General features: G+C 53.9%; 25 protein-coding genes. 11 read left to right on the forward strand and 14 right to left on the reverse strand.

Features of this window, described 5'->3' with window-relative positions:
* Positions 1 to 4: 4 nt before the first annotated feature.
* The 5 genes from fimH to fimA all read right to left on the reverse strand — a co-directional run bounded on the left by fimH (position 5) and on the right by fimA (position 5,545).
* Entirely contained in the window at positions 5 to 1,012 is a 1,008-nt protein-coding gene (fimH, locus tag OGX83_RS11575; RefSeq protein ID WP_218659490.1) for a type 1 fimbria D-mannose specific adhesin FimH, read from the reverse strand.
* A gap of 4 nt (positions 1,013 to 1,016) precedes the next feature.
* Positions 1,017 to 3,638, reverse strand: a complete 2,622-nt coding sequence (locus OGX83_RS11580) for a fimbrial biogenesis usher protein (RefSeq protein WP_057067808.1) — start codon at positions 3,636 to 3,638, stop codon at positions 1,017 to 1,019.
* A 7-nt stretch (positions 3,639 to 3,645) separates the two neighbouring features.
* Positions 3,646 to 4,338, reverse strand: coding sequence for a type 1 fimbria chaperone FimC (gene fimC / locus OGX83_RS11585; protein WP_008784004.1), 693 nt, complete (start codon positions 4,336 to 4,338; stop codon positions 3,646 to 3,648).
* Positions 4,339 to 4,379: 41 nt separating this feature from the next.
* Positions 4,380 to 4,913: a type 1 fimbrial protein subunit FimI gene (gene fimI, locus OGX83_RS11590; protein WP_032942585.1), complete on the reverse strand. Its 534-nt coding sequence runs from the start codon at positions 4,911 to 4,913 to the stop codon at positions 4,380 to 4,382.
* A 77-nt stretch (positions 4,914 to 4,990) separates the two neighbouring features.
* Positions 4,991 to 5,545 carry a type 1 fimbrial major subunit FimA gene (fimA, locus tag OGX83_RS11595; protein ID WP_286588072.1) on the reverse strand — a complete coding sequence of 185 codons (555 nt, stop codon included), beginning with the start codon at positions 5,543 to 5,545 and terminating at the stop codon, positions 4,991 to 4,993.
* 575 nt (positions 5,546 to 6,120) lie between these two features.
* On the opposite strand from fimA, the gene folD reads away from it, so the two are divergent.
* The 3 genes from folD to OGX83_RS11610 all read left to right on the forward strand — a co-directional run bounded on the left by folD (position 6,121) and on the right by OGX83_RS11610 (position 7,851).
* Positions 6,121 to 6,987 carry a bifunctional methylenetetrahydrofolate dehydrogenase/methenyltetrahydrofolate cyclohydrolase FolD gene (gene folD, locus OGX83_RS11600; protein ID WP_003831112.1) on the forward strand — a complete coding sequence of 289 codons (867 nt, stop codon included), beginning with the start codon at positions 6,121 to 6,123 and terminating at the stop codon, positions 6,985 to 6,987.
* 1 nt (position 6,988) lies between these two features.
* Positions 6,989 to 7,201 (forward strand): ribosome-associated protein YbcJ, encoded by a 213-nt coding sequence (gene ybcJ, locus OGX83_RS11605; protein ID WP_003831111.1) that lies wholly within the window; start codon positions 6,989 to 6,991, stop codon positions 7,199 to 7,201.
* A gap of 125 nt (positions 7,202 to 7,326) precedes the next feature.
* Positions 7,327 to 7,851: a metal-dependent hydrolase gene (locus tag OGX83_RS11610; RefSeq protein ID WP_048214760.1), complete on the forward strand. Its 525-nt coding sequence runs from the start codon at positions 7,327 to 7,329 to the stop codon at positions 7,849 to 7,851.
* 77 nt (positions 7,852 to 7,928) lie between these two features.
* On the opposite strand, the gene cysS is transcribed toward OGX83_RS11610, so the two are convergent.
* Complete coding sequence (cysS, locus tag OGX83_RS11615) at positions 7,929 to 9,314, reverse strand: cysteine--tRNA ligase (RefSeq protein ID WP_003831109.1); 1,386 nt, start codon at positions 9,312 to 9,314, stop codon at positions 7,929 to 7,931.
* A gap of 173 nt (positions 9,315 to 9,487) precedes the next feature.
* On the opposite strand from cysS, the gene ppiB reads away from it, so the two are divergent.
* From ppiB to mnmH, 5 genes are all read left to right on the forward strand, one after another.
* Entirely contained in the window at positions 9,488 to 9,982 is a 495-nt protein-coding gene (ppiB, locus tag OGX83_RS11620) for a peptidylprolyl isomerase B (protein WP_003021875.1), read from the forward strand.
* A 2-nt stretch (positions 9,983 to 9,984) separates the two neighbouring features.
* A complete protein-coding gene (gene lpxH / locus OGX83_RS11625) occupies positions 9,985 to 10,707 on the forward strand; it encodes a UDP-2,3-diacylglucosamine diphosphatase (protein WP_060682629.1) in 723 nt (240 codons plus the stop codon).
* 238 nt (positions 10,708 to 10,945) lie between these two features.
* Positions 10,946 to 11,455, forward strand: coding sequence for a 5-(carboxyamino)imidazole ribonucleotide mutase (gene purE / locus OGX83_RS11630; RefSeq protein ID WP_008784000.1), 510 nt, complete (start codon positions 10,946 to 10,948; stop codon positions 11,453 to 11,455).
* Positions 11,452 to 12,519, forward strand: coding sequence for a 5-(carboxyamino)imidazole ribonucleotide synthase (purK, locus tag OGX83_RS11635; RefSeq protein ID WP_149607762.1), 1,068 nt, complete (start codon positions 11,452 to 11,454; stop codon positions 12,517 to 12,519). Before purE ends, purK begins: the two co-directional genes overlap by 4 nt.
* A gap of 96 nt (positions 12,520 to 12,615) precedes the next feature.
* The gene (mnmH, locus tag OGX83_RS11640; RefSeq protein ID WP_252430777.1) at positions 12,616 to 13,701 is read left to right on the forward strand and encodes a tRNA 2-selenouridine(34) synthase MnmH; all 1,086 of its coding nucleotides are present in this window, start codon (positions 12,616 to 12,618) and stop codon (positions 13,699 to 13,701) included.
* Here the strand turns inward: mnmH and OGX83_RS11645 are convergent, their stop codons facing one another.
* The 6 genes from OGX83_RS11645 to ybbA all read right to left on the reverse strand — a co-directional run bounded on the left by OGX83_RS11645 (position 13,702) and on the right by ybbA (position 20,943).
* Positions 13,702 to 14,361, reverse strand: a complete 660-nt coding sequence (locus OGX83_RS11645; protein WP_003831085.1) for a methionine ABC transporter permease — start codon at positions 14,359 to 14,361, stop codon at positions 13,702 to 13,704. It lies immediately after the preceding gene.
* On the reverse strand, positions 14,354 to 15,370 hold the full coding sequence (sfbB, locus tag OGX83_RS11650) for a virulence-associated ABC transporter ATP-binding protein SfbB (protein ID WP_032942581.1): 1,017 nt from the start codon (positions 15,368 to 15,370) through the stop codon (positions 14,354 to 14,356). The genes OGX83_RS11645 and sfbB overlap by 8 nt, the downstream gene beginning before the upstream one ends.
* Positions 15,371 to 15,433: 63 nt before the next feature.
* The gene (locus OGX83_RS11655) at positions 15,434 to 16,264 is read right to left on the reverse strand and encodes a MetQ/NlpA family ABC transporter substrate-binding protein (protein WP_032942580.1); all 831 of its coding nucleotides are present in this window, start codon (positions 16,262 to 16,264) and stop codon (positions 15,434 to 15,436) included.
* Positions 16,265 to 16,525: 261 nt separating this feature from the next.
* Positions 16,526 to 17,659, reverse strand: coding sequence for a porin (locus OGX83_RS11660; protein WP_008783995.1), 1,134 nt, complete (start codon positions 17,657 to 17,659; stop codon positions 16,526 to 16,528).
* Positions 17,660 to 17,845: 186 nt separating this feature from the next.
* Entirely contained in the window at positions 17,846 to 20,260 is a 2,415-nt protein-coding gene (gene ybbP, locus OGX83_RS11665; protein WP_286588075.1) for a putative ABC transporter permease subunit YbbP, read from the reverse strand.
* On the reverse strand, positions 20,257 to 20,943 hold the full coding sequence (gene ybbA, locus OGX83_RS11670) for a putative ABC transporter ATP-binding protein YbbA (protein ID WP_008783992.1): 687 nt from the start codon (positions 20,941 to 20,943) through the stop codon (positions 20,257 to 20,259). Before ybbA ends, ybbP begins: the two co-directional genes overlap by 4 nt.
* On the opposite strand from ybbA, the gene tesA reads away from it, so the two are divergent.
* Genes tesA through OGX83_RS11685 form a run of 3 tightly spaced genes read left to right on the forward strand, consistent with a single transcriptional unit; the run spans position 20,914 to position 23,249 of the window.
* The gene (gene tesA / locus OGX83_RS11675) at positions 20,914 to 21,537 is read left to right on the forward strand and encodes a multifunctional acyl-CoA thioesterase I/protease I/lysophospholipase L1 (RefSeq protein ID WP_032932667.1); all 624 of its coding nucleotides are present in this window, start codon (positions 20,914 to 20,916) and stop codon (positions 21,535 to 21,537) included. The two genes, ybbA and tesA, sit on opposite strands and share 30 nt — an antisense overlap.
* Positions 21,538 to 21,565: 28 nt before the next feature.
* Complete coding sequence (locus OGX83_RS11680) at positions 21,566 to 22,336, forward strand: SDR family oxidoreductase (protein WP_003835790.1); 771 nt, start codon at positions 21,566 to 21,568, stop codon at positions 22,334 to 22,336.
* A 58-nt stretch (positions 22,337 to 22,394) separates the two neighbouring features.
* Positions 22,395 to 23,249: a co-chaperone YbbN gene (locus OGX83_RS11685; protein ID WP_286588076.1), complete on the forward strand. Its 855-nt coding sequence runs from the start codon at positions 22,395 to 22,397 to the stop codon at positions 23,247 to 23,249.
* Positions 23,250 to 23,354: 105 nt separating this feature from the next.
* On the opposite strand, the gene fetB is transcribed toward OGX83_RS11685, so the two are convergent.
* Together fetB and fetA are read right to left on the reverse strand one after the other, a co-directional pair.
* Complete coding sequence (gene fetB, locus OGX83_RS11690) at positions 23,355 to 24,134, reverse strand: iron efflux ABC transporter permease subunit FetB (RefSeq protein WP_008783989.1); 780 nt, start codon at positions 24,132 to 24,134, stop codon at positions 23,355 to 23,357.
* A complete protein-coding gene (fetA, locus tag OGX83_RS11695; protein WP_008783988.1) occupies positions 24,121 to 24,798 on the reverse strand; it encodes an iron efflux ABC transporter ATP-binding subunit FetA in 678 nt (225 codons plus the stop codon). Before fetA ends, fetB begins: the two co-directional genes overlap by 14 nt.

Below are 24,798 nucleotides of genomic sequence, written 5' to 3' on the forward strand. Positions count from 1 at the left end.
CTTGTTAGTCATAATCTACTCGCAGATAGCCACGGGCAGTAAAAGGCCCTTCGGTAGGTTTATTCCCCGTCACGCTGACCGGCCATGTCCGAATACTCACGTTTGCCGCGGCGTTATCATCCAGTTGAAATGGGATCGTGCTGGACAGATTATTGGGCGTCAGCGGTCTACCGGTTTTGTCGGCGACAATGAACCCTAAGTCAGGATTGTCCGATACCATCATTTGCCCGGAGGCTTTCTCGGCCTCTACCCGCATGGTTAAGTAGGCCTGAGCGGCGACGTTGGTGCATTTTATCGCCACCGTTTTGGTCTGCGGATTAATGCCTTCGGGACGGTTTCCTGCCCCCGCCTTGCTGAACAACGATGCGCCAATATCGCCAAAATCAAACTCGACAATCTGCCCTGCGTTCACCTCACAGTTTTGTGGAACCTCCACCTTACCGCTGTAGCTGATAGTATAAACCGGTGTGCTTAGCGCATCTCCAGTATTGGTCGTGACATAGACTCTGAACATGGTCTGGCGCGGGATCGGCACCATGTTAATAAACGAGCGAATCACTTTGAGTTTAAACACCAGCTTTGAATCCATTACGCCAAAAGGCTGCTGTTTCGATACGTTGGGGTGAGTCCCCATGCGGATATAATTACGCGGAGGATAAAACAACCCGGCATAGCTGTCGGTGATGCTCATGGCCCCCAGCAGGTAGTCATTGAGCTTCAGATACTGAAAACCACCCTCGGCACTTTGAACCGGAAGTTCAGTGACATAGCTTCGATAGGTGTAATTCACCGTTGTCCCAGCCGGACAGGTGGCATTAACGCCAACCCAGCCCGATTTTTCCGGTAACGTCACCACCTGCCCCGGCTGATTATTGCTGCTGTTAAAGACGTTCGACAGATCGTAAAAAACATCCGTTGGTGTGCCATTCGAGTTTTGGCAGACCGTCGCCCAGGACGAATGAGCCATCAGCAGTAAAGCGCTTCCCAGTAACAAACCTGTTTGTCGTTTCATCGTATTATTCCTGTCGTGCCGTTGGAGATTCGCACGTCACGTTCGTGAGCGTCACCGCCTGTTTCAAACTCTCCTCAGGCAAGGCATAGTGCGCCACGCAGCGAGCGTTAGCGCTTTCCCCCCATTGGATCAGCAATTCACCTTTTAGCGGCAAGCCGCTCAGGTAGATTTGCCCGTCTTCGCCCACCATACTGGTCACGCCGCTGGTGTTTTCACGCACAACGGATCCAAATGGCACAGGTTTACCTGCATATTTCGCGGTTATCAGCGCCCGCACACCGATACGTGTATCAAACGCGGCTCGCACCAATGCTCCTTGCGTTGGCACGACGCTGCTAACGTTATTTTCCACATCGGTATTGTTGTTCATTGAATTGGTATCTAACGCGACGCGGTTATAGCGATAAACGGTGGCATACGGCATCACCGCGTATCCGCGCCAGTCGGTTTGCACGCCGGTCTGGTTTTCTATCCGCACACCCTGCGCGCCAGGTGCTTTAACCAGCACATTGGTGTCCCCCAGCGGCTGACTGAGCGTAATACCGTCCGCATGCCCCACCACGCCGCCGGAGAGCTGCCAGTTATAATCATGCTGATCGCGATCGTAGTTGTATCCCACACCCAGCGTGCCATAAGCCGCCTGCCAGTTGGCGCTGGCGTTTCCGCTGTAACCGTTGGTGCTGCTGTGCCCCTGATTCACGCTGTAGCTAAGGTTGCGTCCATCCAGTAACGTACCGCCGATCCCGCTCTGCCAGCTGTTTTGTCCGTTGCTGTTGCGGTTGGCATTAAAAGTGGCGTAGGTGCGATCGAGCGCGTTATCACGCGAGTAGCGCCGTCCGCTTAGCAGGCTGAACGGCACTGACATATTGAATGCCAGAATACGGTCGGTGTCGGAGATGCCTACCGATTCATTCCACGACCAGGAGAGTGAATAGCTAATTCCCTGCCAGCCGCTGGCATAGCCCACCTGATACCAGGTATTGGTGTCTGAGGTATTCCAGTACGTTTGCTGACTCCCCGAAACATACAGCGAGCCGTAGTCTCCCAGGTTCTGCGAAATGTTAATCTGGAAGCGGCCCTTTTTGCTGTAACTCAGGTTGTGGTAACTCTTCACATCGGGCACGTCGTGGCGATTGCCTTCGCTGTCGTATTCATACTCATACCCTTCCATGCTGCGATACGCGACATCGTCGAGGGTATAGAAGCCGCGCGTTGAGTAGCGATATCCCAACAGTTGGAAGTTTGTACCAAAGTTGTTCAGCGATTTTGCATACAGAAAACGCAAAGACTGCCCCTGATGCGTACTGTCATCCGCCAGTTGACTGCGCGCATGGGTTAAATCCACAGAAACCGCCCCCCAGTCCCCCAGGTTTCGGCCGGTGCCTAAAACTACCGCGGTGTAACGTGAGGCCAGCTGCGTACCGCCATAAGCGGTGTAGCCTTCTGGTAACCCGGCAATTAATGTTCCCTGGAAAAAGAACGGTGAAGATTGCTGGCTATTGCCGCTGCGAAAATCCCCGGCAACCACGTCGTATTTGAAACGCCCTTCTCGTTGTAACAAGGGAACCGTGGAGTACGGCACCGTATAGCGCTGCTGGCTGCCGTCTTTTTCGTCCACTGTCACCTCAAGGTCACCGCTGGATGACGTCGGGTTGAGATCGGTTATCGAAAAAGCGCCTGGTGAAACATAGCTTTGATAAATCACATAGCCATTCTGACGAATGGTCAGTTTCGCTGCGGTACGCGCAATGCCGCGAACGGTTGGCGCGTAGCCCTGTAAGCTGTCGGGATACATACTGTCTGAGGAATAGAGCCGCGCCCCGCGAAACCCGACGCTGTCAAAAACGTCGTTGCCGGTGTTGCTGTCGCCCATCACCAGTTCACCCTTCAGCGGGATAATCGCGCGCTGAAGCCATGTACCGATATTTTTCCAGCTTTGTGAGTGGTATCCGTCACCTTTGGAATAGCTCCATGCGCCGTTATTTCTCAAGCGCCAGGGGCCATAGTTCAGGCCACTGAGCATACTTAAGAAATAGCTGTCAGTGTCACTGCCGCGGCTGCCGGTAAAGCTGTAGTTGACCAGCGCAGCCGGGATCCCTTCATCCCACTCCTCCGGCGGAATATAGCCACGCGCGCTGTTTAACATTGACGCCTGCGGCAGGCTGACGTTTAAGCGCAGGGTAGAAAAATCAAATGCAATCTCACTGCCAGGAATCGCCTCAGGTAGATTGATGCAGGTATCGTTCGGATCCTTACTGAGTGCCGGAAATGCGGTGATATTGACGCCAAGGCGCTTCACCCAGTCGAGTCCAAAACACGGCATCAGCCCACCAGACTTCTCCCCGGCTTTTCCCGCGCTGGTCGTAAAACGAATATCCTGAGTGGCAACAAACTCATCGTTGCGCCAGATATCCACGCGATAAACGCCTTCAGGCTGATGATTGCCTTTTTCAAAACGTGATAAATCCGCCACGGTTGCCGTATCCGCAGATAAAAAGGCCGGATTAAAATAGCTTTCCCCATGGCTTAAAGAGGGAAAAAGCGCCGCCAGCGTGGACAACGCCACCCCCGCCAGCGGTGGCGTAACCCCCGGTAACAGGCCAGGAAAATACGTTGTCTTATTCATCGTTATCTCAACGCACGCTAACCGTTTGGGCCGGGGTCACGGCGCCATAATCATTGACCGTCTGGAACGTGACGTTGCCCTGAACGCCCGTTGGTAGCAGGACCTGCGCATCACTTTTCGGCGCGACCATCACGTTATCAACCTTCGTTTTCCCCACGTTGAGATTGACCAAGGTGACGTAATACGCTGACGGATTATTGATTTTCAGGTGGTTGCCGGTACGGGAGAATTTCAGCATCCCGGGCGCATCTTCCGGAATTTGCGGCAGATTATTCGGACGGACAAAAAGCTTGATGCGGGACAGAATCGCCAGTTGCAGAACGTTTTTACCCTCAAGGCTGTTTTTATTGACTGACGGAATGGCTTTCACATTCATCCAGAACAGCGATTCACGGTCTTTGGGCAGCGGAACACCTGCATAGATGATACGCAGCGTGTTTTCGCTTTTGGGTTCGCTGACGAACAGCGGAGGCGTAACCACAAACGATTTTTCTTTAACGCCTGCGCTATTCTCGATCCATGAATTGACCAGGTAACGTTCTTTGGTATCACTATTGCTAATAGACAGGGACGTTTGTTTGGCATCAGCTGGATAAATAACGCGGGTAGCGCCTAATGCAATACCGCCGGCAGCCTGAACACTGGCAGCAGAAAATAAGGCCAGTAAAAGGATAAAACCTGATTTTAGATAATTAAACATAGCTACAAATACCTTTGGTGTGATTATCGTTGGGAAATTAATCAGGGATAAACCAACGTAAACCACACGTCTGAACGAAGCGTTCCCGGCGTTATATTTTCCGAGACAGCCCGATAACGAGCAGTGAAATGAAACGTCATCTCTTGCGTTATAATCGGTGCATAATGAAGCGGCAGCGCATTCGGAATAATTTGCCGTTGGCGCTCATCAAATAACGCCAGACCGATCCCCGAAGCCGCAGACGCATCACCACTGGCAAGAAAAACCTGCGGATCTTCTGCTGGTGTCACACCTGCAAACGCAATCCCAACGTGGTCGTAAACATCGGAGCTGCATGACGTTAAGCGCAGTGAAAACGGCACGCTGGTCGAGGCAAAGCTTCCCGTCCCGGAGAAAGCATTGGTGCGATACTGCCCCATTTGCACCCGCAAATTTTGGCTGTCGGTAGCGACCGTACAGGCACCATTGACGAGCTGCCCCCGTAAGTGAAGGCGGCCACTTTCCAGTATTACCGTATGTGCAAACACAGGCAGTACGCACAGCATTCCCGCCAGCGCCACGCCTTTCCCTATCATCTGCCGCATCCTTCATCATCCCCGGAAATTGCCTCATCCAGTGAGGCGAACGTCATCCTTGCGCAAATCAGAACGGCTTATTCGTACTTCATGATGAACGTCGCGTCGGCATTTGCCTGACCCGGCGTAGCGCTGGTGGCTGTGGCTTTGTAACGCGCAGAGAAACGCAGGGTGTTGGTCCCTTCTACCAGCGCCTGAGCTGTAGAGAAGGTGGCTCCATCCGGCTTCAGCGCGGTGGACGTATTGTCCAGGATTTCAATCCCGACACCGCTGGCAGTAGTACCGTTATCTGCAGAAGTGACAGCCAGCAGGTTGTTGTTGGTACTATCGGATTGACCAGAGAAAGCCACGGCTGCGGTTGCGGCAACTTTCGGGTCACAGTCGTTTAGCACGATTGAGAACGGAATTTGCGCCGTTGTATCGCCAACTGCGGTAAAACTGGCGGTACGATACTGGCCTAAGGTGACAACCTGATCGGATGACTGAGTACTGACTGCACAGGCTGCATTGACCAGTTCACCTTCAAAATGCACAGTACCGCCGCTAACGCTTACCGGATCGGCTGCAACCGCTGCACCTGCAACTAACATCAGGCTGGCAATAACAGAAGAGGTCATTAATTTACGTTTCATGGATTTCCCTTGAATTACACACATCCGGCTCCGGCGTCCTGCGGGATCCGTTTGAATCATTATCGACATTAAATGTCAGGCTAATTATCTCTGCATCCTGTAAAGATATATATCGCAAGAGAATTAGCTAACCTTTTACCCCAACTCTCCTGAGTATTTGATTCACTAATTAATCTTCGCGAATATGACTATTCGTCACAGGGTTAAATTAAACATTTCAATTAATGAAAAATACCTGCAAATCCTTTTATTGACCCTGGCCAATTCTTATTGGGACCTAAGAAAAATCTGGGTGAATATTACTTAAATGCTCCCATAAAGGTACGTAACAGACTGGTTTATGGCGCATTACCCCTGAAAACACCAGGGTGATGAATTGTTTCATTCACGTTAATTTTAATTCGCATGCTCATTAATTACCCGGGGGACTTCAGCCTCTGTGCTGATCCCATGCTCTGACCATGGCACCCGTTATCGCACGTAAAAACGCAAACGAAAACTGACAGCACGCCCCGCTTCTGACAAAATAGTGACATCCCCTTCGGTTTAACGTAACAGACGGAATTCTCTCTCTGATGGCAGCAAAGATTATTGACGGTAAAACGATTGCGCAGCAGGTGCGCTCTGAGGTTGCTCAAAAAGTTCAGGCGCGTTTAGCGGCTGGATTACGCGCCCCAGGCCTGGCTGTTGTGCTGGTAGGTAGCAACCCGGCTTCGCAGATTTATGTTGCGAGTAAACGCAAAGCCTGTGACGAAGTGGGGTTTGTCTCCCGCTCCTATGACCTGCCTGAAACCACCAGCGAGGCGGAGCTTCTTGAGCTGATCGATACGCTCAATGCAGATACCACCATCGACGGTATCCTGGTACAACTGCCGTTGCCGGCGGGTATCGACAACGTGAAAGTGCTGGAACGGATTGCACCGGATAAAGACGTTGACGGTTTCCACCCGTATAACGTCGGTCGCCTGTGCCAGCGCGCGCCGCGTCTGCGCCCATGTACTCCGCGCGGTATCGTTACCCTGCTTGAGCGTTACAACATCGATACCTACGGTCTGAATGCCGTGGTCATCGGTGCCTCGAATATTGTCGGTCGCCCAATGAGTATGGAGCTACTGCTGGCTGGCTGCACCACCACCGTCACCCACCGATTCACTAAAGATCTGCGCCGCCACGTAGAAAATGCTGACCTGCTGATTGTTGCCGTCGGTAAACCGGGCTTTATTCCTGGTGAGTGGATCAAAGAAGGTGCGATTGTGATTGATGTCGGCATCAACCGTCTGGAGAATGGTAAGGTTGTTGGCGATGTGGTCTTTGACGATGCGGCCGCACGAGCGTCATATATCACGCCGGTCCCCGGCGGCGTAGGCCCAATGACGGTCGCCACACTTATCGAAAACACGCTGCAGGCGTGTGTTGAATATCATGATGTAAAGGACGTTTAAGATGGCCACATTTTCACTGGGTAAACACCCACACGTTGAACTCTGCGATTTGCTGAAGCTGGAAGGCTGGAGCGAAAGCGGCGCCCAGGCAAAAATTGCTATTGGCGAAGGGTTAGTGAAGGTCGATGGCGTTGTTGAAACGCGTAAACGCTGCAAAATCGTTGCCGGACAGACCGTCAGCTTTGAAGGCCACAGCATTAACGTCGTGGCGTGACCCTAAGTGCCGGATGAGGTTAACACCGTATCCGGCCACTTCCCCCTCTCGTTTTCAGATAATGACTTCATCCCCACTTCACAGTGAACTGATAGCATGTTGTTTTTCCTCACGAAGCGATCATCATGCCCACTATCGTTACCCACGCGGCCGTTCCGCTCTGTTTAGGGTTAGGTCTCGGACTCAAAGTCATCCCCCCACGATTACTGTTTGCTGGCGTCGTTCTGGCCATGCTGCCAGATGCTGACGTGTTGTCATTTAAGTTCGGCGTCGCCTACGGCAATGTGTTTGGTCACCGGGGTTTTACCCACTCACTGCTGTTCGCCTTCGTGGTACCGCTGCTCTGCGTCTTGATTGGCCGACGATGGTTTAAGGCGGGATTGATTCGCTGCTGGCTATTCCTGACGGTTTCACTGCTGTCTCACAGTCTGCTGGATTCTGTCACCACCGGCGGCAAAGGCGTCGGCTGGCTGTGGCCGTGGTCGGATGAACGCTTTTTCGCGCCGTGGCAGGTGATTAAAGTCGCGCCGTTCGCGCTGTCACGCTACGCCACGCCATACGGGCACCAGGTGATCATGTCGGAGTTGATGTGGGTATGGCTGCCGGGAATCGTAATGATGGGTGTGCTGTGGTGGTATCGGAAATATTAATCTGCCGGATGCGACGCGCTGCGTCTTATCCGGCCTACACGGCCCGGTAAGCGTAAGCGCCACCGGGCATTACAGAGTTACTTACGACGCCAGGTGGTACCCTGCGGGCCGTCTTCCAGCACGATGCCCATCTCGTTGAGACGGTCACGCGCGGCGTCAGCTGCCGCCCAGTCTTTCGCCTTACGCGCATCCAGACGCTGTTGGATTAACGCTTCAATTTCAGCGACTTCACCGTCATCCGCCTGCGCACCGCTTTGCAGGAACGCTTCTGGATCCTGTTCCAGCAGGCCCAGTACGCTGGAAAGCTTACGCAGATGCGCAGCCATGCCGTTAGCCGCCGCCATATCTTCACCCTTCAGACGGTTTACCTCACGTGCCATATCAAACAATACGGAGTAGGCTTCCGGGGTGTTGAAGTCGTCGTCCATCGCTTCAATAAAGCGCGCTTCAAAGGCTTCGCCACCGGCTGGAGCAACGGATTTGTCGGTGCCACGCAGCGCGGTATACAGACGCTCCAGCGCAGAACGCGCCTGCTTGAGGTTCTCTTCGCTGTAGTTTAACTGGCTACGGTAATGACCAGACATCAGGAAGTAGCGGATGGTTTCGGCGTCGTAGTATTTCAGCACGTCGCGAACGGTAAAGAAGTTGCCCAGCGATTTGGACATTTTCTCGCGGTCAACCATCACCATCCCGGAATGCATCCAGTAATTAACGTACTCACCGTCATGCGCACAGGTGGACTGAGCGATTTCGTTTTCATGGTGCGGGAACATCAGGTCCGAACCGCCGCCGTGAATATCGAAATGGTTGCCCAGTTGTTTGCAGTTCATCGCCGAACATTCGATGTGCCAGCCCGGACGGCCCGCGCCCCACGGAGATGGCCAGCTCGGCTCGCCTTCTTTGGACATTTTCCACAGCACGAAGTCCATCGGGTTGCGTTTCACATCAACCACGTCAACGCGTGCGCCTGCCTGCAGCTGATCCAGATCCTGGCGCGACAGCTGGCCGTAGTTCGGGTCAGTCGGCACGTCGAACATCACGTCGCCGTTATCAGCAACGTAAGCGTGACCTTTGGCAATCAGCTGTTCAGTGATTTCGATAATTTCAGCGATATGGTGCGTAGCACGCGGCTCCAGATCCGGGCGCAGAATATTCAGCGCATCGAAATCGCTGTGCATTTCCGCGATCATTCTGTCGACCAACGCCACAAAGCTCTCGCCGTTTTCATTCGCGCGCTTGATGATTTTGTCATCGATATCGGTAATGTTGCGCACATACTTCAGCTTATAGCCGAGGAAGCGCAAATAACGCGCAACGACGTCGAAAGAAACGAAGGTACGTCCGTGGCCAATATGACAGAGATCGTAAACGGTAATACCACACACGTACATGCCGACTTCCCCGGCATGAATAGGTTTGAATTCCTCTTTTTGGCGCGTCAGTGTATTAAAGATTTTTAACATCGAAGATTCCGTGTAGACGTGTGTGGATAGTAAAGTCTGTATAATACCCATAATTTAGACCGGAAGCAGCACACTTTGCGAGGTGATCGCAGCTTGCGGTTATGCTATAACACACCCCTAACTCTGACCCTTGACGGGGTCGAAGCACCAATCTATCGGAACAGGATGCAAAAATGGTTACTTTCCACACTAATCACGGCGATATCGTAATCAAAACGTTTGATGATAAAGCGCCTGAAACAGTTAAAAACTTCCTGGACTACTGCCGCGAAGGTTTTTACAACAACACCATTTTCCACCGTGTTATTAACGGTTTCATGATCCAGGGCGGCGGTTTCGAGCCAGGCATGAAGCAAAAAGCCACGAAAGAAGCGATCAAAAACGAAGCGAACAACGGTCTGAAAAACACCCGTGGTACGCTGGCGATGGCGCGTACTCAGGCTCCGCACTCCGCAACCGCACAGTTCTTCATCAACGTTGCAGACAACGACTTCCTGAACTTCTCCGGCGAAAGCATGCAGGGTTGGGGTTACTGCGTGTTCGCTGAAGTTGTTGAAGGCATGGACGTGGTTGATAAAATCAAAGGCGTTTCCACTGGTCGCAGCGGTATGCATCAGGATGTGCCAAAAGAAGACGTTATCATCGAAAACGTGACCGTCAGCGAGTAATCGTGGCGACACTGTTTATTGCAGATCTTCACCTCTGCACAGAAGAACCGGCGATTACCGCCGGTTTTCTGCGTTTTTTAGCCGGTGATGCGCGAAAGGCCGATGCGCTATACATTCTTGGCGACCTGTTTGAAGCCTGGATTGGCGACGACGATCCTAATCCGCTGCATCGTGAAATGGCCGCGGCGATAAAATCACTGACTGATTCCGGCGTTCCCTGCTTTTTTATTCACGGCAATCGTGATTTTCTGCTCGGTAAACGTTTTGCCCGTGCGAGCGGCATGACCTTGCTTCCCGAAGAAAAAGTGCTCGACCTGTATGGCCGCAAGGTGCTGATCATGCATGGCGACACCTTATGCACCGACGACGCAGGCTATCAGGCATTTCGCGCCAAAGTGCATCAACCCTGGTTACAGAAGCTGTTCCTCGCTCTGCCGCTGTTCGTTCGCCAGCGAATCGCTGCGAAAATGCGTGCCAACAGCAAAGCAGCCAACACCACCAAATCGCTGGAAATCATGGATGTGAATCAGCAGGCCGTGATTAGCGAGATGGAAAAACATCAGGTTCAGTGGTTAATTCACGGCCATACCCACCGCCCTGCCGTCCACGAGCTTACGGCCAATGAGCAACCCGCTTTCCGCGTAGTTTTAGGCGCATGGCACACCGAAGGTTCGATGATCAAAGTCACCCCTGACGACGTTGAACTGATCGCCTTTCCGTTTTAATTCTGCAGATACTCAGTTCCTCTTTACACAAAATTATTCGAGTTGCATCGAGGCGGCAAATCTGTGAGTCCCCTGGAGCTTACAAAAGTAAGTGACTGGGGTGAGCAGATGCAGCCAACAAAGAGGCAGCTTGAAGAGTGAAGTGCAAAGCGCGCAATCGTTTTCCTTGGCGGTGAATTATGCTATTCTCTGTGGCCTCAAAAGTCGAGTGTAGTGCACCACAGGAGTTTTCAGACGCATGTCTTCCCGCAATAATCCGGCGCGTGTCGCCATCGTGATGGGGTCCAAAAGCGACTGGGCTACCATGCAGTTCGCCGCCGAAATCTTCGAAATCCTGGACGTTCCGCATCATGTTGAAGTCGTCTCCGCCCACCGCACCCCAGACAAACTGTTTAGCTTCGCCGAAAGCGCTGAAGAGAACGGTTATCAGGTGATTATTGCCGGAGCCGGTGGCGCAGCGCATTTGCCTGGCATGATTGCGGCGAAAACGCTGGTGCCTGTCCTCGGCGTCCCGGTGCAAAGCGCAGCGCTGAGCGGCGTAGATAGCCTCTACTCTATCGTTCAAATGCCGCGCGGTATTCCGGTCGGCACGCTGGCTATCGGCAAAGCGGGCGCGGCAAATGCGGCCCTGCTGGCAGCACAAATTCTGGCTACACACGATAAAGAACTGCATCAGCGTCTGCATGACTGGCGCAAAGCGCAAACCGATGAGGTGCTGGAGAACCCGGACCCGCGAGGTGTCGCATGAAGCAGGTCTGCGTACTTGGCAACGGACAGCTAGGGCGCATGCTGCGCCAGGCCGGTGAGCCACTGGGCATAGCGGTCTGGCCCGTCGGGCTGGACGCTGAACCGGCTGCGGTCCCTTTTCAGCAAAGCGTGATCACCGCTGAGATTGAGCGCTGGCCGGAAACGGCACTCACCCGCGAACTGGCACGCCACCCGGCGTTTGTTAACCGCGACGTCTTCCCGATTATTGCCGACCGTCTGACGCAAAAGCAGCTTTTTGACAAGCTCGGTCTGGCGACCGCGCCGTGGCAGCTGCTGGCAGATAAAAGCGAATGGTCTGCGATATTCGACAAACTTGGCGAGCTGGCGATCGTGAAACGTCGCGTCGGCGGCTACGACGGACGTGGTCAGTGGCGCTTGCGCGCAAATGAAACTGAGCAACTGCCGGACGACTGCTACGGCGAGTGCATCGTCGAGCGAGGAATCAACTTCTCCGGTGAAGTCTCCCTGGTTGGCGCTCGTGCGCACGACGGCAGCACCGTTTTCTATCCGCTGACCCATAACCTCCATCAGGACGGCATTCTGCGCACCAGCGTGGTATTCCCGCAGGCTAACGCCAGACAGCAGGAACAGGCTGAAGCAATGCTCTCTGCCATCATGCAGGAGCTGGGCTATGTCGGCGTGATGGCGATGGAGTGTTTCATCACCCCGGAAGGTCTGCTGATTAACGAACTGGCTCCGCGCGTGCACAACAGTGGCCACTGGACGCAAAACGGCGCCAGCATCAGCCAGTTTGAGCTGCATCTACGTGCCATTACCGACCTGCCGTTACCGACGCCGGTGGTGAACCACCCTTCGGTGATGGTAAACCTGATTGGTAGCGACCTGAACTACGACTGGCTGAAGCTGCCGCTGGTGCATCTGCACTGGTATGACAAAGAGGTGCGTGAAGGGCGTAAGGTGGGTCACCTGAACCTGAGCGACAGCGATACCGCGCGCCTTAGCGCAACGCTGGAAGCGCTTATCCCCCTGCTGCCGCCGGAATATGCCAGCGGTATTATCTGGGCGCAGTCAAAGCTGAAATAAGCCAATAATGCCGGGGAGTTGATTTTATCCTTCCCCGGCCCCTCCTCTGGCGCGTAAAATCCCCTCCATTGCTGTTTTGTATTTTCAGGATCAAACATGAACGATGGAACGGACTACCGCGCAATTTTGCTTGCCGGTACGCCTTTAATCGATGTACGCGCCCCCGTGGAATTTCAGCAGGGCGCAATGCCGGGCGCAATCAACCTTCCCTTAATGAACGATGACGAACGTGCCGCCGTTGGGACCTGTTATAAACGTCAGGGACCCGAAGCAGCCCTCGCGCTCGGCCATCAACTGGTCTCGGGTGAGACCCGCCAACAGAGAATGCGGGCCTGGCAGGACGCCTGCCGTCAAAATCCTGCAGGCTATTTATGCTGCGCGCGCGGCGGTCAGCGTTCGCATATTGTGCAGCAGTGGCTGCATGAGTCCGGTATTGACTATCCGCTGATTAAAGGCGGTTACAAAGCCCTGCGCCAGGCAGTGATACAGCTGACTGAAGAATTAGTGCAAAAGCCGATCGTCTTAATTGGCGGCTGTACCGGGAACGGTAAAACGCAGCTGGTGCAACAGCAGCCAAACGGTGTGGATCTCGAAGGTCTGGCGCACCATCGCGGCTCCTCGTTTGGGCGCACCGTTGAACCTCAATTGAGTCAGGCGAGTTTTGAAAACCTGCTGGCGGTTGAAATGCTTAAAACCGATAGCCGTCAGGATTTACGTCTGTGGGTACTGGAAGATGAAGGCCGCATGATCGGGGCTAATCATCTGCCCGAATGCCTGCGCGAGCGCATGACCCAGGCATCAATTGCGGTGGTGGACGATCCTTTTGAGCGTCGTCTGGAGCGACTACGCGAAGAGTATTTCGTGAAGATGCACCACGATTTTACCCACGCTTATGGCGAGAGCCAGGGCTGGCAGGAGTACAGCGAGTATCTGCACCACGGCCTGTTTGCTATCCGCCGTCGTCTGGGTTTACAACGTTTTGCCGAGCTGACCACCCTGCTCGACGAGGCTCTGCGCGAACAGCAGGCAACGGGCAGCACCGACGTCCATATGGGCTGGCTGGTGCCGTTGCTCAATGAGTATTACGACCCGATGTATCGTTATCAGCTGGAAAAGAAAGCCGCGAAAATCGTTTTTCGCGGCACATGGCAGGACGTTGCCGAGTGGCTTAACGCACAGTGATCAGTGTCTGTCGCGCTTATCTGCGCGTTTTGCCAGCCAGTCCCCCAGCACCTGAACGACCTGCACCAAAATAATCAGCGCCACCACGGTGACGATCATGACCTGGGTTTCGTAGCGGTAATAACCAAAGCGAATCGCCAGGTCGCCGACTCCACCGCCGCCAACGATCCCGGCCATCGCGGAGTAACCGATCAGACTCACCAGCGTTATCGTCAACCCACGCAGCAGACCCGCGCTCGCTTCAGGTAACAGAACGGTGCAGATGATGCGCATCGGGCTGGCACCAAACGCTTCCGCCGCTTCAATAATGCCTTTATCGACTTCACGTAACGCGCTATCAACCAGACGGGCATAGAAAGCGATTGCCGCCACCGAGAGCGGGACCGACGCCGCAATAGGGCCAATGGTATTCCCGAGCAAAAACTGGGTTAGCGGCAGCAGCAGAACCAACAGGATCACAAACGGTACCGAACGAATGATATTCACCAGCACGGAGCTGAGCAGATACACAAAACGGTTTTGCCAGAATAAATGCCGGTCGGTGACGAAAATCAGAAAACCGAGCGGCAGACCACCAATAATTGCCAGCACCGTAGAGATGCTCAGCATCTGGAAGGTTTCATTAAACGCCAGCGTCAAATCCGGCAATAAATCATCCACGAATCACCTCCACCTGTGCAGTACGTTGACGAATATGTTCCACGGCGACTTCCACCGCTGAAGGGTTATGCGGCGCGGTCAGCTGCACGACCAGAATCCCCAGCGCACGTTCGCCAATATATTCAATTTTGCCGTGCAGAATGTTCACCGCCACGCCAAATTTAACCGCGACTTCTGACAACACCGGCTGTTCCGCCGAATCGCCGATGAACAGAATTTTTAGCAACTGGCCGGGCAGATGCTGGCGCAGACGCTCGGGCAGCGTCAAATTGAGGGTATGCGACACCAGCTGCTGCGTAAACGCGTGCTGCGGATGAGCAAAAACGTCAAACACCTCACCAGACTCCACCACCTTGCCACCGGACATCACCGCCACGCGATCGCAAATCGATTTGATCACGTTCATCTCGTGAGTGATCAGCACGATCGTGATCCCCAACTGTTGGTTGATCTGCTTAAGCAATGCCAGAATCGTGGCTGAGGTTTCGAGATCTAAGGCGGAAGTAGGTTCATCACACAGCAACACATCCGGATGATTGGCAATCGCGCGGGCAATACCCACACGCTGCTTTTGCCCACCGCTGAGCTGAACCGGAAAGCGGTTCGCCTTGTCTGACAACCCCACCAGCGCCAGGATTTCGCTCACGCGCGGACCAATTTTACTGCGCTCCCATCCGGCAGCCTTCAGACTAAAGGCGACGTTTTGCGCCACGGTACGGGTATGCATCAGGTTAAAATGTTGAAAAATCATACCGATACGCTGACGGGCTTTACGTAGATGCCCCCCTTCCAGCGCGGAAATTTCTACGCCGTTCACCTTCACGCTTCCCTGGCTCGGACGCGTTAAGGCGTTCAGGGTGCGCAGCAGCGTACTTTTCCCCGCGCCGCTGGTCCCGACAATGCCAAATATCTCACCTGCGCCAATGCGCAAGCTAACGTCATCAACCGCCCGGGTTGATGGTCCACGGCCTGCGCTAAAATCCACGCAAACTTTCTCAATCTCAATCATAGCCACCTCAGAAATGCGAAAAGGGCAGTCGTCGCTGCCCCTGTTAACCCTTGTGCGCAGCGATTATTGGGCTGCCGACATCCATTCCGGTTTCTGGAAGGCGCTGTAGATATTTTGCGGATCGTCGATCACCGCGCGATACGCCGGAGATTTCACCGCCTCAACAATATCTTTTGCGAACGGTTTATCCGCATCTTCACTGCGTACCGCGATGATATTTTTCAGATTTTCGTCCAGGTGTTCCTGCTTGATGGCGCTGGCGAGATCCATTTTTGCCGCCACGGCAAAGTTACCGTTGACCAGCGCACCGGTCACACCGTCCAGCGTACGCGGCAGCTGTGCCGCTTCCAGCGGTTTAAACACCAGTCCTTTCGGATTGCTGGCGATATCGCGCTCGGAGGCTTTAGTTGGATCAATATTGTCTTTGATGGTGATAAGGCCAATAGACTGCAGGAAACGCAGACCGCGAGCCAGGTTGGTGGGATCGTTGGAGAGCGTGATCACATCTCCTTTTTTCAACTCATCCAGGCTTTTGATTTTATGTGAGTAAAACCCCATCCCGGCCGTCGGGACCACAATCAGCTTGCTCAGCTTCAGGCCTTTATCGGCAGTGAATTTGTCAAAATAGAGCGAATGCTGGAACAGGTTAGCATCAATGCTACCGTTGGAGAGCGCCATGTTTGGCTGCACGTAATCGCTGAATTCGCGCACCACTACCTTATAGCCTTTCTCTTTCAGCGTGGGGGCAATGGCCTGTTTCACCATATCACCGTATGGCCCAGGCGCGACGCCAAACACGATTGTGTGCGGGTCACTGTTCGCATGAGCAAACTGTAATCCACAGGCCAGTAACAGCGCCCCGGTCGCGACGCGTAAACTCTGACGCAATCCCATATTCTCTCCATTTTAACGTTGTGGTGTCATGTCTCACGCCGTTCTTGCGACGTTGTTCTTGTTGGCCCGTTAACAGGCTGATTGTTAACATGACACAGATCACAACCTGCTGTCCTTGAAATTATTTCATGATGTTGCAGAGTATGTTTTTAAATGAAAGAAGGTATGAAAAAGCCGGATGTCGGCACAAGTGCCTTATCCGGCCTACAACAGCTTTCTTAGGCCCGATAAGCGCAAGCGTATCGGGCGGCAGGCGTTCGATTAGAAGTCGTAACGCAGACGAACCAGGTTCATGTCACCCAGATTGTCGGTGCTGGAGGTAAAGACGTGTTCGTAGTCAACACGGAAACCGTAATCCAGCTGGAAGCTGATCCCCACGCCGTTGTCGGTACGCAGGTAGTTACGGCCATTCACGTACTCAATACGGTCGCCCATAAAGTACGGCTGAACGGATTTCAGCGCATATTGACCCACCGGGAAGGTGTAACCGGCGAAGTATTCCAGACCCCAGGCGTCACCGGCAAAGTAGTCGTTAACAGAGACTTTTTTGGTGGTCATGAAGTTTTGATACCAACCGCCGCCCATCGAGAAGGTCCAGTTGTCCGGTTTCCAGCTCAGCGCGGTACCGACGATGTTTTGATCGTAGGTTTTGCTGGTGTTGCCACGCATTTCCGCGCGAGTGTAGTTCCACGCCGTACCCCAGGTCAGGTCATCGGTAATGTGATAATCCACACCCAGTGAGCCGCCGCCTTTACGCTTGTAGCGCAGACCGTTGTTCGGGTTGTAATCATCACTGAACAGATAAGAGGCGTAGAGATCCACATCACCAACGGTATTCTTATACTTCAGTGATTTACGCGTACGATAGGAACCATCATAGTCGCCATTAATACCGTTACCTGGCGCCTGACCGATCATGTCATAGTCCCAGATATCCGTTTTCGCACCGACTACATCATAGTAAATGCTGTTTTGTTGACCGAAGGTCAGCGTACCCCAGGTTGCACTCTTCAGACCGGTGTACAGCATACGACGCGTGGTATCGTTGGCACCGTCAGCATAGTGGTTATCCCAGTTGAACATCGCCGGGAAGTTAACGCCCAGCTCGTAGTAGCTCACCCAACTGATATCATCAAACAGATAGTAGTCAGCGGCGAAGCGGAAACGTGTACCGCCATCGAAGCCATTACGTTTGTAGCCATTCTTACCATCGTCACCGGCCATATTCTGGAACTGCGGACGAATACTGCCGCCGACGGTGAAGTTAAGACGGCTCAGCGGGTTGCCCGCCTGCGGATCTTGTTTCAGGACCGTGATTTCCGCCTGTGAAGCGAAAGTCGTTAATGCCACTGCTGCGCCGATCGATACCGCCAGCGCTGTTTTTTTTATAGTCATTATTTATACCTTGATAGATAGCCTGCCAATTATTCAGCACACAAATATTAACGTTTATTAATACTCTCGTGTTGTTGGGTTTTTATTGTTCTGTGCTGTTAAATATCAAGGAGTTATCAATTTGTGCTACATAGAAAAAAAGACGCACCGATTTTAAAACCGGTGCGTAATCATCACGAATATGAATTAACTACTGAACTGACGGAACAGCGCTTTACCTTTTAGCAGACGTGAACCGAGCCATCCGCCGCATAAAGAGAGCAGCAATGCTCCACTAAATGGTAATACTACCCACAGTCGCCAGTCTGGCTCCCACGGGAAATCAAACACTTTGGTTTGCAGTACCGCCAACGCTGTTTCCGCACCGATGGCCGCCACCAGTCCGGCAACCATCCCGAGCATGGCGAACTCGCACCACAGCGTGGTACGCAGCAGCTTCTTACCTGCTCCCAGCGTGCGCCAGACCACCAACTCCTGATGACGCTGACGCATACCGACCTGGACCTGCGCCAATAGCAGCAGCATGCCACAGGCTGTGACCAGTACCACCATCACCTCCAGTGCGCGGCTCACCTGATCCAGCACCTGGCTCACCTGTTTGAGGATGGCGCCAATATCCAGCAGGCTGATGGTCGGGAATTCGCGGTTAAGCTGCGTTAGCATGCCGTTGCCGTTCTCCCAGCGAAAGCTGGTTAACCAGCTTTGCGGCTGAGCATCCAGCGCGCCGGAGGGGAAGATAAAGAAGAAGTTGGGCCGCAGGCTTTCCCAGTCCACTTTGCGCAGACTGCTGACCGTGGCGCTGAAATCCTGGGTATCGCCCATAAAAGTCACCCGATCGCCGAGTTTGACGTTCAGCCGTTTCGCTAACCCCTCTTCCATCGACACTTCGCCCGCTTTTGGCGGCCAGCTTCCGGCGGTTATCGGGTTATGATCCGGTCGGGTATCCTGCCAGGTCAGGTTAAGCTCGCGGTTCAGCGCCTCATCCTGATTGCCTTCGGTCGGCTTCTCATTGATCGCCGTCAGACGCGCCCGCACAATCGGATAGAACGATTCCGGGATCACCTGATGCTCAGACAAGAAAGCCTTCAGCGGAACCACCTGCTCGGTGGCAATGTTGATCAGGAAATAGTTCGGGCTTTCCGGTGGCATTTGCTGCTGCCAGCGGTCGAGCAGATCGCCGCGCAGCACCAGTAACAACGCCAGCAGCATAAAGGAAAGCGAAAATGCCGATAGCTGGCTGAGCGTTGACCACGGCTGGCGTAACAGTCGACTGACCGCCAAACGCAGCGGCAGTGAGGAGAGCGTCAGACCACGCAGCACGTTGAGCAGCATCCAGCCGAGCACCCCGCACAACAGCGCCAGTACCACCGCACCAGCCAGTACCGCCCACAGCAGTGGACTTCCGCCCATCAGTCCAGCAAGCAGTGCAATCACGACTATCACGACCACTGGCAAATAAAACTTCAGGGGCCAGACGTTTGCCACCACGTCACGGCGCAGCACCCGCAGCGGCTGCGTCGCCAGCAGCAGGCGGTAAGGGCGTAACCCCACAAATAGCGAAATCACCGTCATGGTGCCTAGTGCCCATAGCCACGGCCAGGGGCTGGCAGGCGGTAGTTCTCCAGGCAGAACCGGCTTGAGCAGCAGCACCAGCACGCGCTCGAATAACAGTCCGAACAGCCCGCCGGTCACGCCAGACAGCGCCAGCACCATCAGCCATTGACCAACAATCAGCCTGCGCAGTTGCGCTCTGCCCGCACCGAGCGTTTTCAGAATAGCCACCAGATCGTAACGGCTGCGGCAATAATGGCTCATAGCCACGGCAACCGCGGCGACCGCCAGCAACAGCGTTAACAGCGCCGAAAGCAGCAAGAACTGTTGCGAACGCTCAAGTGATTTCCCCAGCGCCCCTTCATCCTGCTCCAGCCCATACCAGCGCTGTTCAGGCTTTAACTGTGGCAGCAGCCACTTTTCATAGGCTTCCAGTTGCGATGGCGTCCCGCCAAATTTATAGCGCCAGGTCACGCGGCTTCCCGGCTGGACCGCCGCCGTTTTTTCGACATCCGCCATGTTCATCATCAGACGCGGTGCTATCTGGAACGGATTAAAACCAGAGTCCGGCTCCTGCACCACCTCCCCGGCAATACGCAGCGTGGCATCGCCAACGTCGATGGAATCACCGACTTTTAAGTTGAGTAGCGCCATCAGACGTGGGGCCAGCAGCACCGAGCCCGGCTGCGGTTTCAGTCCCGGCGGGTTGGTTTGCAGTGTGCCGTACATCGGATACACATCATCTACCGCTTTGACGTTCGCCAGCTGCGGCGTATCCCGGGCAAAAGTCATGGTGGCAAAGGTGAGCTGTTCGCCCACCTTCAGGCCACGCTGTCGCGCCTCGTCAATCCACGCTTTCGGCACGGTACGCGAACTTTGTAGCGACCGATCGCCCGCCATAAACTCACGGCTTTGCTGGCTCAGCCCTTTTTCCATACGATCGCTGATATTGCCCAGCGCCAGCACACAGGCTACCGCCAGGCTCAGTGCCAGCCAGACAATCAGTAGTGAAGGCGAGCGCCATTCGCGCCAGAACCAGCGTGCAATCATGCCTCCTCCTGCAACTGTCCATTCACCAGACGTAAGCGCCTGTCGCAACGCGCCGCCAACTGCGGGTCATGCGTCACCAGAATCAGGGTGGTGCCGTGTTCCCGGTTCAGAGAAAACAACAGGTCGGCTATTTTGTCTCCGGTCTGGCGATCGAGGTTGCCCGTTGGTTCATCGGCAAACAGCACGTCAGGGCGACCGTTAAACGCTCGCGCCAGCGCCACGCGCTGCTGCTCCCCGCCGGAAAGCTGGGCCGGAAGATGATCGAGACGTTTTCCCAGCCCAAGTTGCTCGAGCAGCGTTTTTGCCCCGTCGCGGCTTTTTCCGCTATTTTCGCCGCGCAACAGCGCGGGCAGTTCGACGTTTTCCAGCGCGTTGAGGGTCGGAATTAACATGAATGACTGGAAGACAAAACCCACGTGTCGCGCCCGCAGCTGCGCCCGGGCTTCTTCGTCCATGGTGTGCAGCGCCTGCCCCACCAGGCTGACTTCACCGCTGGTGCCATCGTCAAGCCCGGCGAGAATCGCCAGCAGCGTAGATTTCCCCGATCCCGACTCGCCAATCAACGCAATGGTCTCGGCGCGTTTGACAACCAGTTCAACTCCGGTAAGGATGGATAGCTCATGATCACCCTGACCGACGGATTTCTTAAGATGATGAACTTCAACAATGTTTTCCGCTGGCATTGGCCTTTCCTGTTCCTGGTCCTGTTAACTTTCCGCGCCGCCGCAGCGGACACGTTATTAATTCTGGGTGACAGCCTGAGCGCCGGATACCGAATGTCCGCCAGCGCCGCGTGGCCTGCGCTACTTAATGATAAATGGCAAACCAAAACGCCGGTGGTGAATGCCAGCATTAGCGGCGACACCTCGCAGCAAGGTCTGGCCCGTCTGCCTGCATTACTCAAGCAGCACCAGCCGCGCTGGGTGCTGGTCGAACTTGGCGGCAACGACGGCCTGCGCGGCTTCGCGCCTGCGCAAACCGAACAAACCCTGCGCACGATTCTGCAGGACGTAAAAGCGGCAAATGCCGAACCACTGCTGATGCAAATTCGTCTGCCGGCAAACTACGGTCGCCGTTATAATGAAACCTTTAGCGCGATTTATCCAAAGCTCGCCAAAGAGTTTGATATCCCTCTGCTGCCATTTTTCATGGAAGAGGTTTATCTGAAACCCCAGTGGATGCAGGATGATGGTATTCATCCTAACCGTGACGCCCAGCCGTTTATCGCCGACTGGATGGCGCAACATCTCACACCTCTAGTAAATCACGACTCATAAAACAACGGAGATCCTGACAGGTAAAGTTATGCAAAAATCGGTCTTAATAACAGGATGTTCCAGCGGAATCGGCCTGGAAAGCGCGCTTGAGCTAAAGCGCCAGGGTTTTCAAATTCTGGCAGGCTGTCGCAAACCTGACGATGTCGCGCGTATGAACAGCATGGGATTCACTGGCGTGTTGCTGGATCTGGATTCACCCGAAAGCGTGGATCGTGCCGCCGATGAAGTGATCGCCCTGACCGATAATCGTTTATATGGGATCTTTAACAACGCCGGATACGGTGTCTATGGTCCCCTGCCCACCATCAGCCGCGAACAGATGGAACAGCAGTTTTCCGCCAACTTCTTTGGCGCACATCAGCTTACCATGCGCCTGTTACCTGCCATGTTACCCCACGGCGAAGGGCGCATTGTGATGACCTCATCGGTGATGGGATTGATCTCAACGCCGGGACGCGGCGCCTATGCCGCCAGCAAATATGCACTGGAAGCCTGGTCCGACGCACTGCGTATGGAACTGCGCCACAGCGGGATTAAGGTCAGCCTGATTGAACCCGGCCCCATCCGTACCCGCTTTACCGAAAACGTCAACCAGACCCAGAGCGATGCTCCCGTTGAAAATCCCGGCATTGCCGCGCGTTTTACGCTGGGACCAGAAGCGGTTGTCGCTAAAGTGCGTCATGCGTTTGAGAGCGATAAACCAAAGCTACGTTATCCGGTTACGCTGGTGACCTGGGCAGTGATGCTGCTTAAACGCCTGTTGCCAGGCCGCATAATGGACAAAATTTTACAGGGTTGAGTTGAAGCTCGCGCGTCAGCCCCCATGTAACAAGAAATCGACAAAAGAGAGTAACTCCATGTCCACACAGAATATTGTTAACATTAACGAATCGAACCTACAGCAGACCCTCGAACAGTCGATGACCACGCCGGTCCTGTTCTATTTTTGGTCTGAGCGCAGCCAGCATTGTCTGCAATTAACGCCGGTACTGGAGAACCTTGCCGCCCAGTATAACGGTCAGTTTATTCTCGCTAAGCTGGACTGCGACGCCGAGCAGATGATCGCCTCCCAGTTTGGTCTGCGCGCGATCCCTACGGTTTATCTGTTCCAGAACGGTCAGCCGGTAGATGGATTCCAGGGCCCGCAACCGGAAGAGGTTATTCGCGCGCTGCTGGAGAAAGTGCTGCCGAGCGAAGAAGAGCTGAAAGCACGCCAGGCTATCGAATTCATCGAAGCCGGTAATCACGCGGATGCGCTGCCGCTGCTGAAAGAAGCCTGGCAGCTCTCCAACCTGAGCAGCGAAATCGGTCTGCTGCTGGCGGAAACGCAAATCGCCCTGAACCGTTCTGATGAAGCCGAAGCTGTGCTGAAAACAATTCCATTGCAGGATCAGGATACCCGTTATCAGGGGCTGGTCGCACAGATTGAACTGCTGAAGCAGGCGGCGGATACGCCGGAAATCCAACAGTTGCAGCAACAGGTTGCCAGCAACCCGCAGGATGCCGCGCTGGCAACGCAGTTGGCTATTCAATTGCACCAGGTCGGACGTAACGAGGAATCGCTGGAATTACTGTTCAGCCACCTGAAGAAAGATCTTACGGCTGCCGATGGTCAGGCACGTAAGACTTTCCAGGAGATCCTTGCCGCACTGGGTACCGGTGATGCGCTGGCCTCGAAGTATCGCCGTCAGCTGTACGCGCTGTTGTACTAATTGGTTCATCATGCCCGATGGCGCTACGCTTATCGGGCCTACAAACACAACCAACACCTCATTCCCGTCGGCCGGATATGGCGGTAGCCGCCATACGGCATCACATTACGGTTTCTTTAATGGCGTTACCACTAATTGGTGACGTGAGTTATAGAATTTTCGATAGGTTAAGTAGCAGGCGATAATGGTCGACAGGCTGGCGGTCGAAAGCAGCATAAACGTCACCATAATCTGATACTTAATTGCTTTTACCGGGTCAATACCTGCAAAGATCAGTCCTGACATCATTCCCGGTAAACTCACCAGCCCTACGGTCTTCGCTGAATCAATCGTCGGGATCAGCGAGGCGCGAATGCTGTCGCGAATAAGCGGTGCAGAAGCCACCTTCGGCGTTGCGCCGAGGCTGAGTTTTTCCTGAATTTGCTGCTGCTCGCTGTTAAACCGCTGCCCCAAATTGTTGTAACACAGCCCCACCGCCACCATCGCATTGCCTGCAATCATGCCGGAGATCGGGATGACCTGCATCGGCGTGAACTCGATAGAGCCTGAAAGAACCAGCACCGAAAGCGTTAGCCCCGCTCCCACCGTAATAGCAATAAACGACGAGAGAAAAGCTTTATCAATATATTTACTGCGTTTTTGCGCGTTATAGGCCGCGTTAAAGCAGATAAACAGCACCATCAATAAGGTCAGAATGCTATGGTTGACGCCGAAAATATATTTCAGCACGTAGCCCACGATAATAAGCTGAACCACTGCCCGGCAAACGCTCCAGAGAATATCTTTTTCCAGCGCCAGCTTTTCTTTGTTGCTGATCAGTATCGCGACCACCACCAGCATCATCGCTAACGCCAGGGATTCATTGGTAATATTATGCTCGTTCATTGCTGACTTCCTGCATTTCACCGGCGTGCGGTTGAAGGGTTATGACGTTATCCGCATGATCAATTTCATCTTTGTCATGCGTCACCCACAGCACAGCAATATTCTTATCGCGAACATAGTGGTGAATTAATTCGTTCACATTACGCTTGTTGGATTCATCCAGCGCGCTGGTGATTTCATCAAGCAGCAGAATTTTCGGCAGAAACTGCAAATTACGAATTAACGAGACGCGCTGCTTTTCGCCGCCGGATAGCTCATTGATATTTTTTTTGAGGATCGTCTCGGGTAACTCAAAGCGGGCCAGATCGGCCAGAAACACATCCGGATCCGGACGTTTGTCGCGAATTTGCCAGGGGAAAATGAGATTGTCGTAAACGGTGTCACCAAACAAAGCGGGCGTTTGCGCGCAATAAGAGACCTGCTGGCGATAAGCTTCAGGCTTAAGCGTTGATATCTCCTTACCCTCAAAAAGGATTTCACCAGAACTCGGGCTAATTAACGACGCGACTATCTTGAGTAACGTACTTTTACCGCAGCCGGACTGGCCGGTAATCAGCTTAAATTCTCCGGCGCGGAGATCAAAACAGATGTTATTAAGAACCTGCGTCGCCCCTGCCTGCCATGCGACATTTTTTAACTGAAGCAGAATGCTGCTTTCTTCCAT

The sequence above is a fragment of the Citrobacter sp. Cpo074 genome (genome assembly GCF_030332745.1).
In the GTDB taxonomy this organism is placed as follows: Bacteria; Pseudomonadota; Gammaproteobacteria; order Enterobacterales; family Enterobacteriaceae; genus Citrobacter; species Citrobacter portucalensis.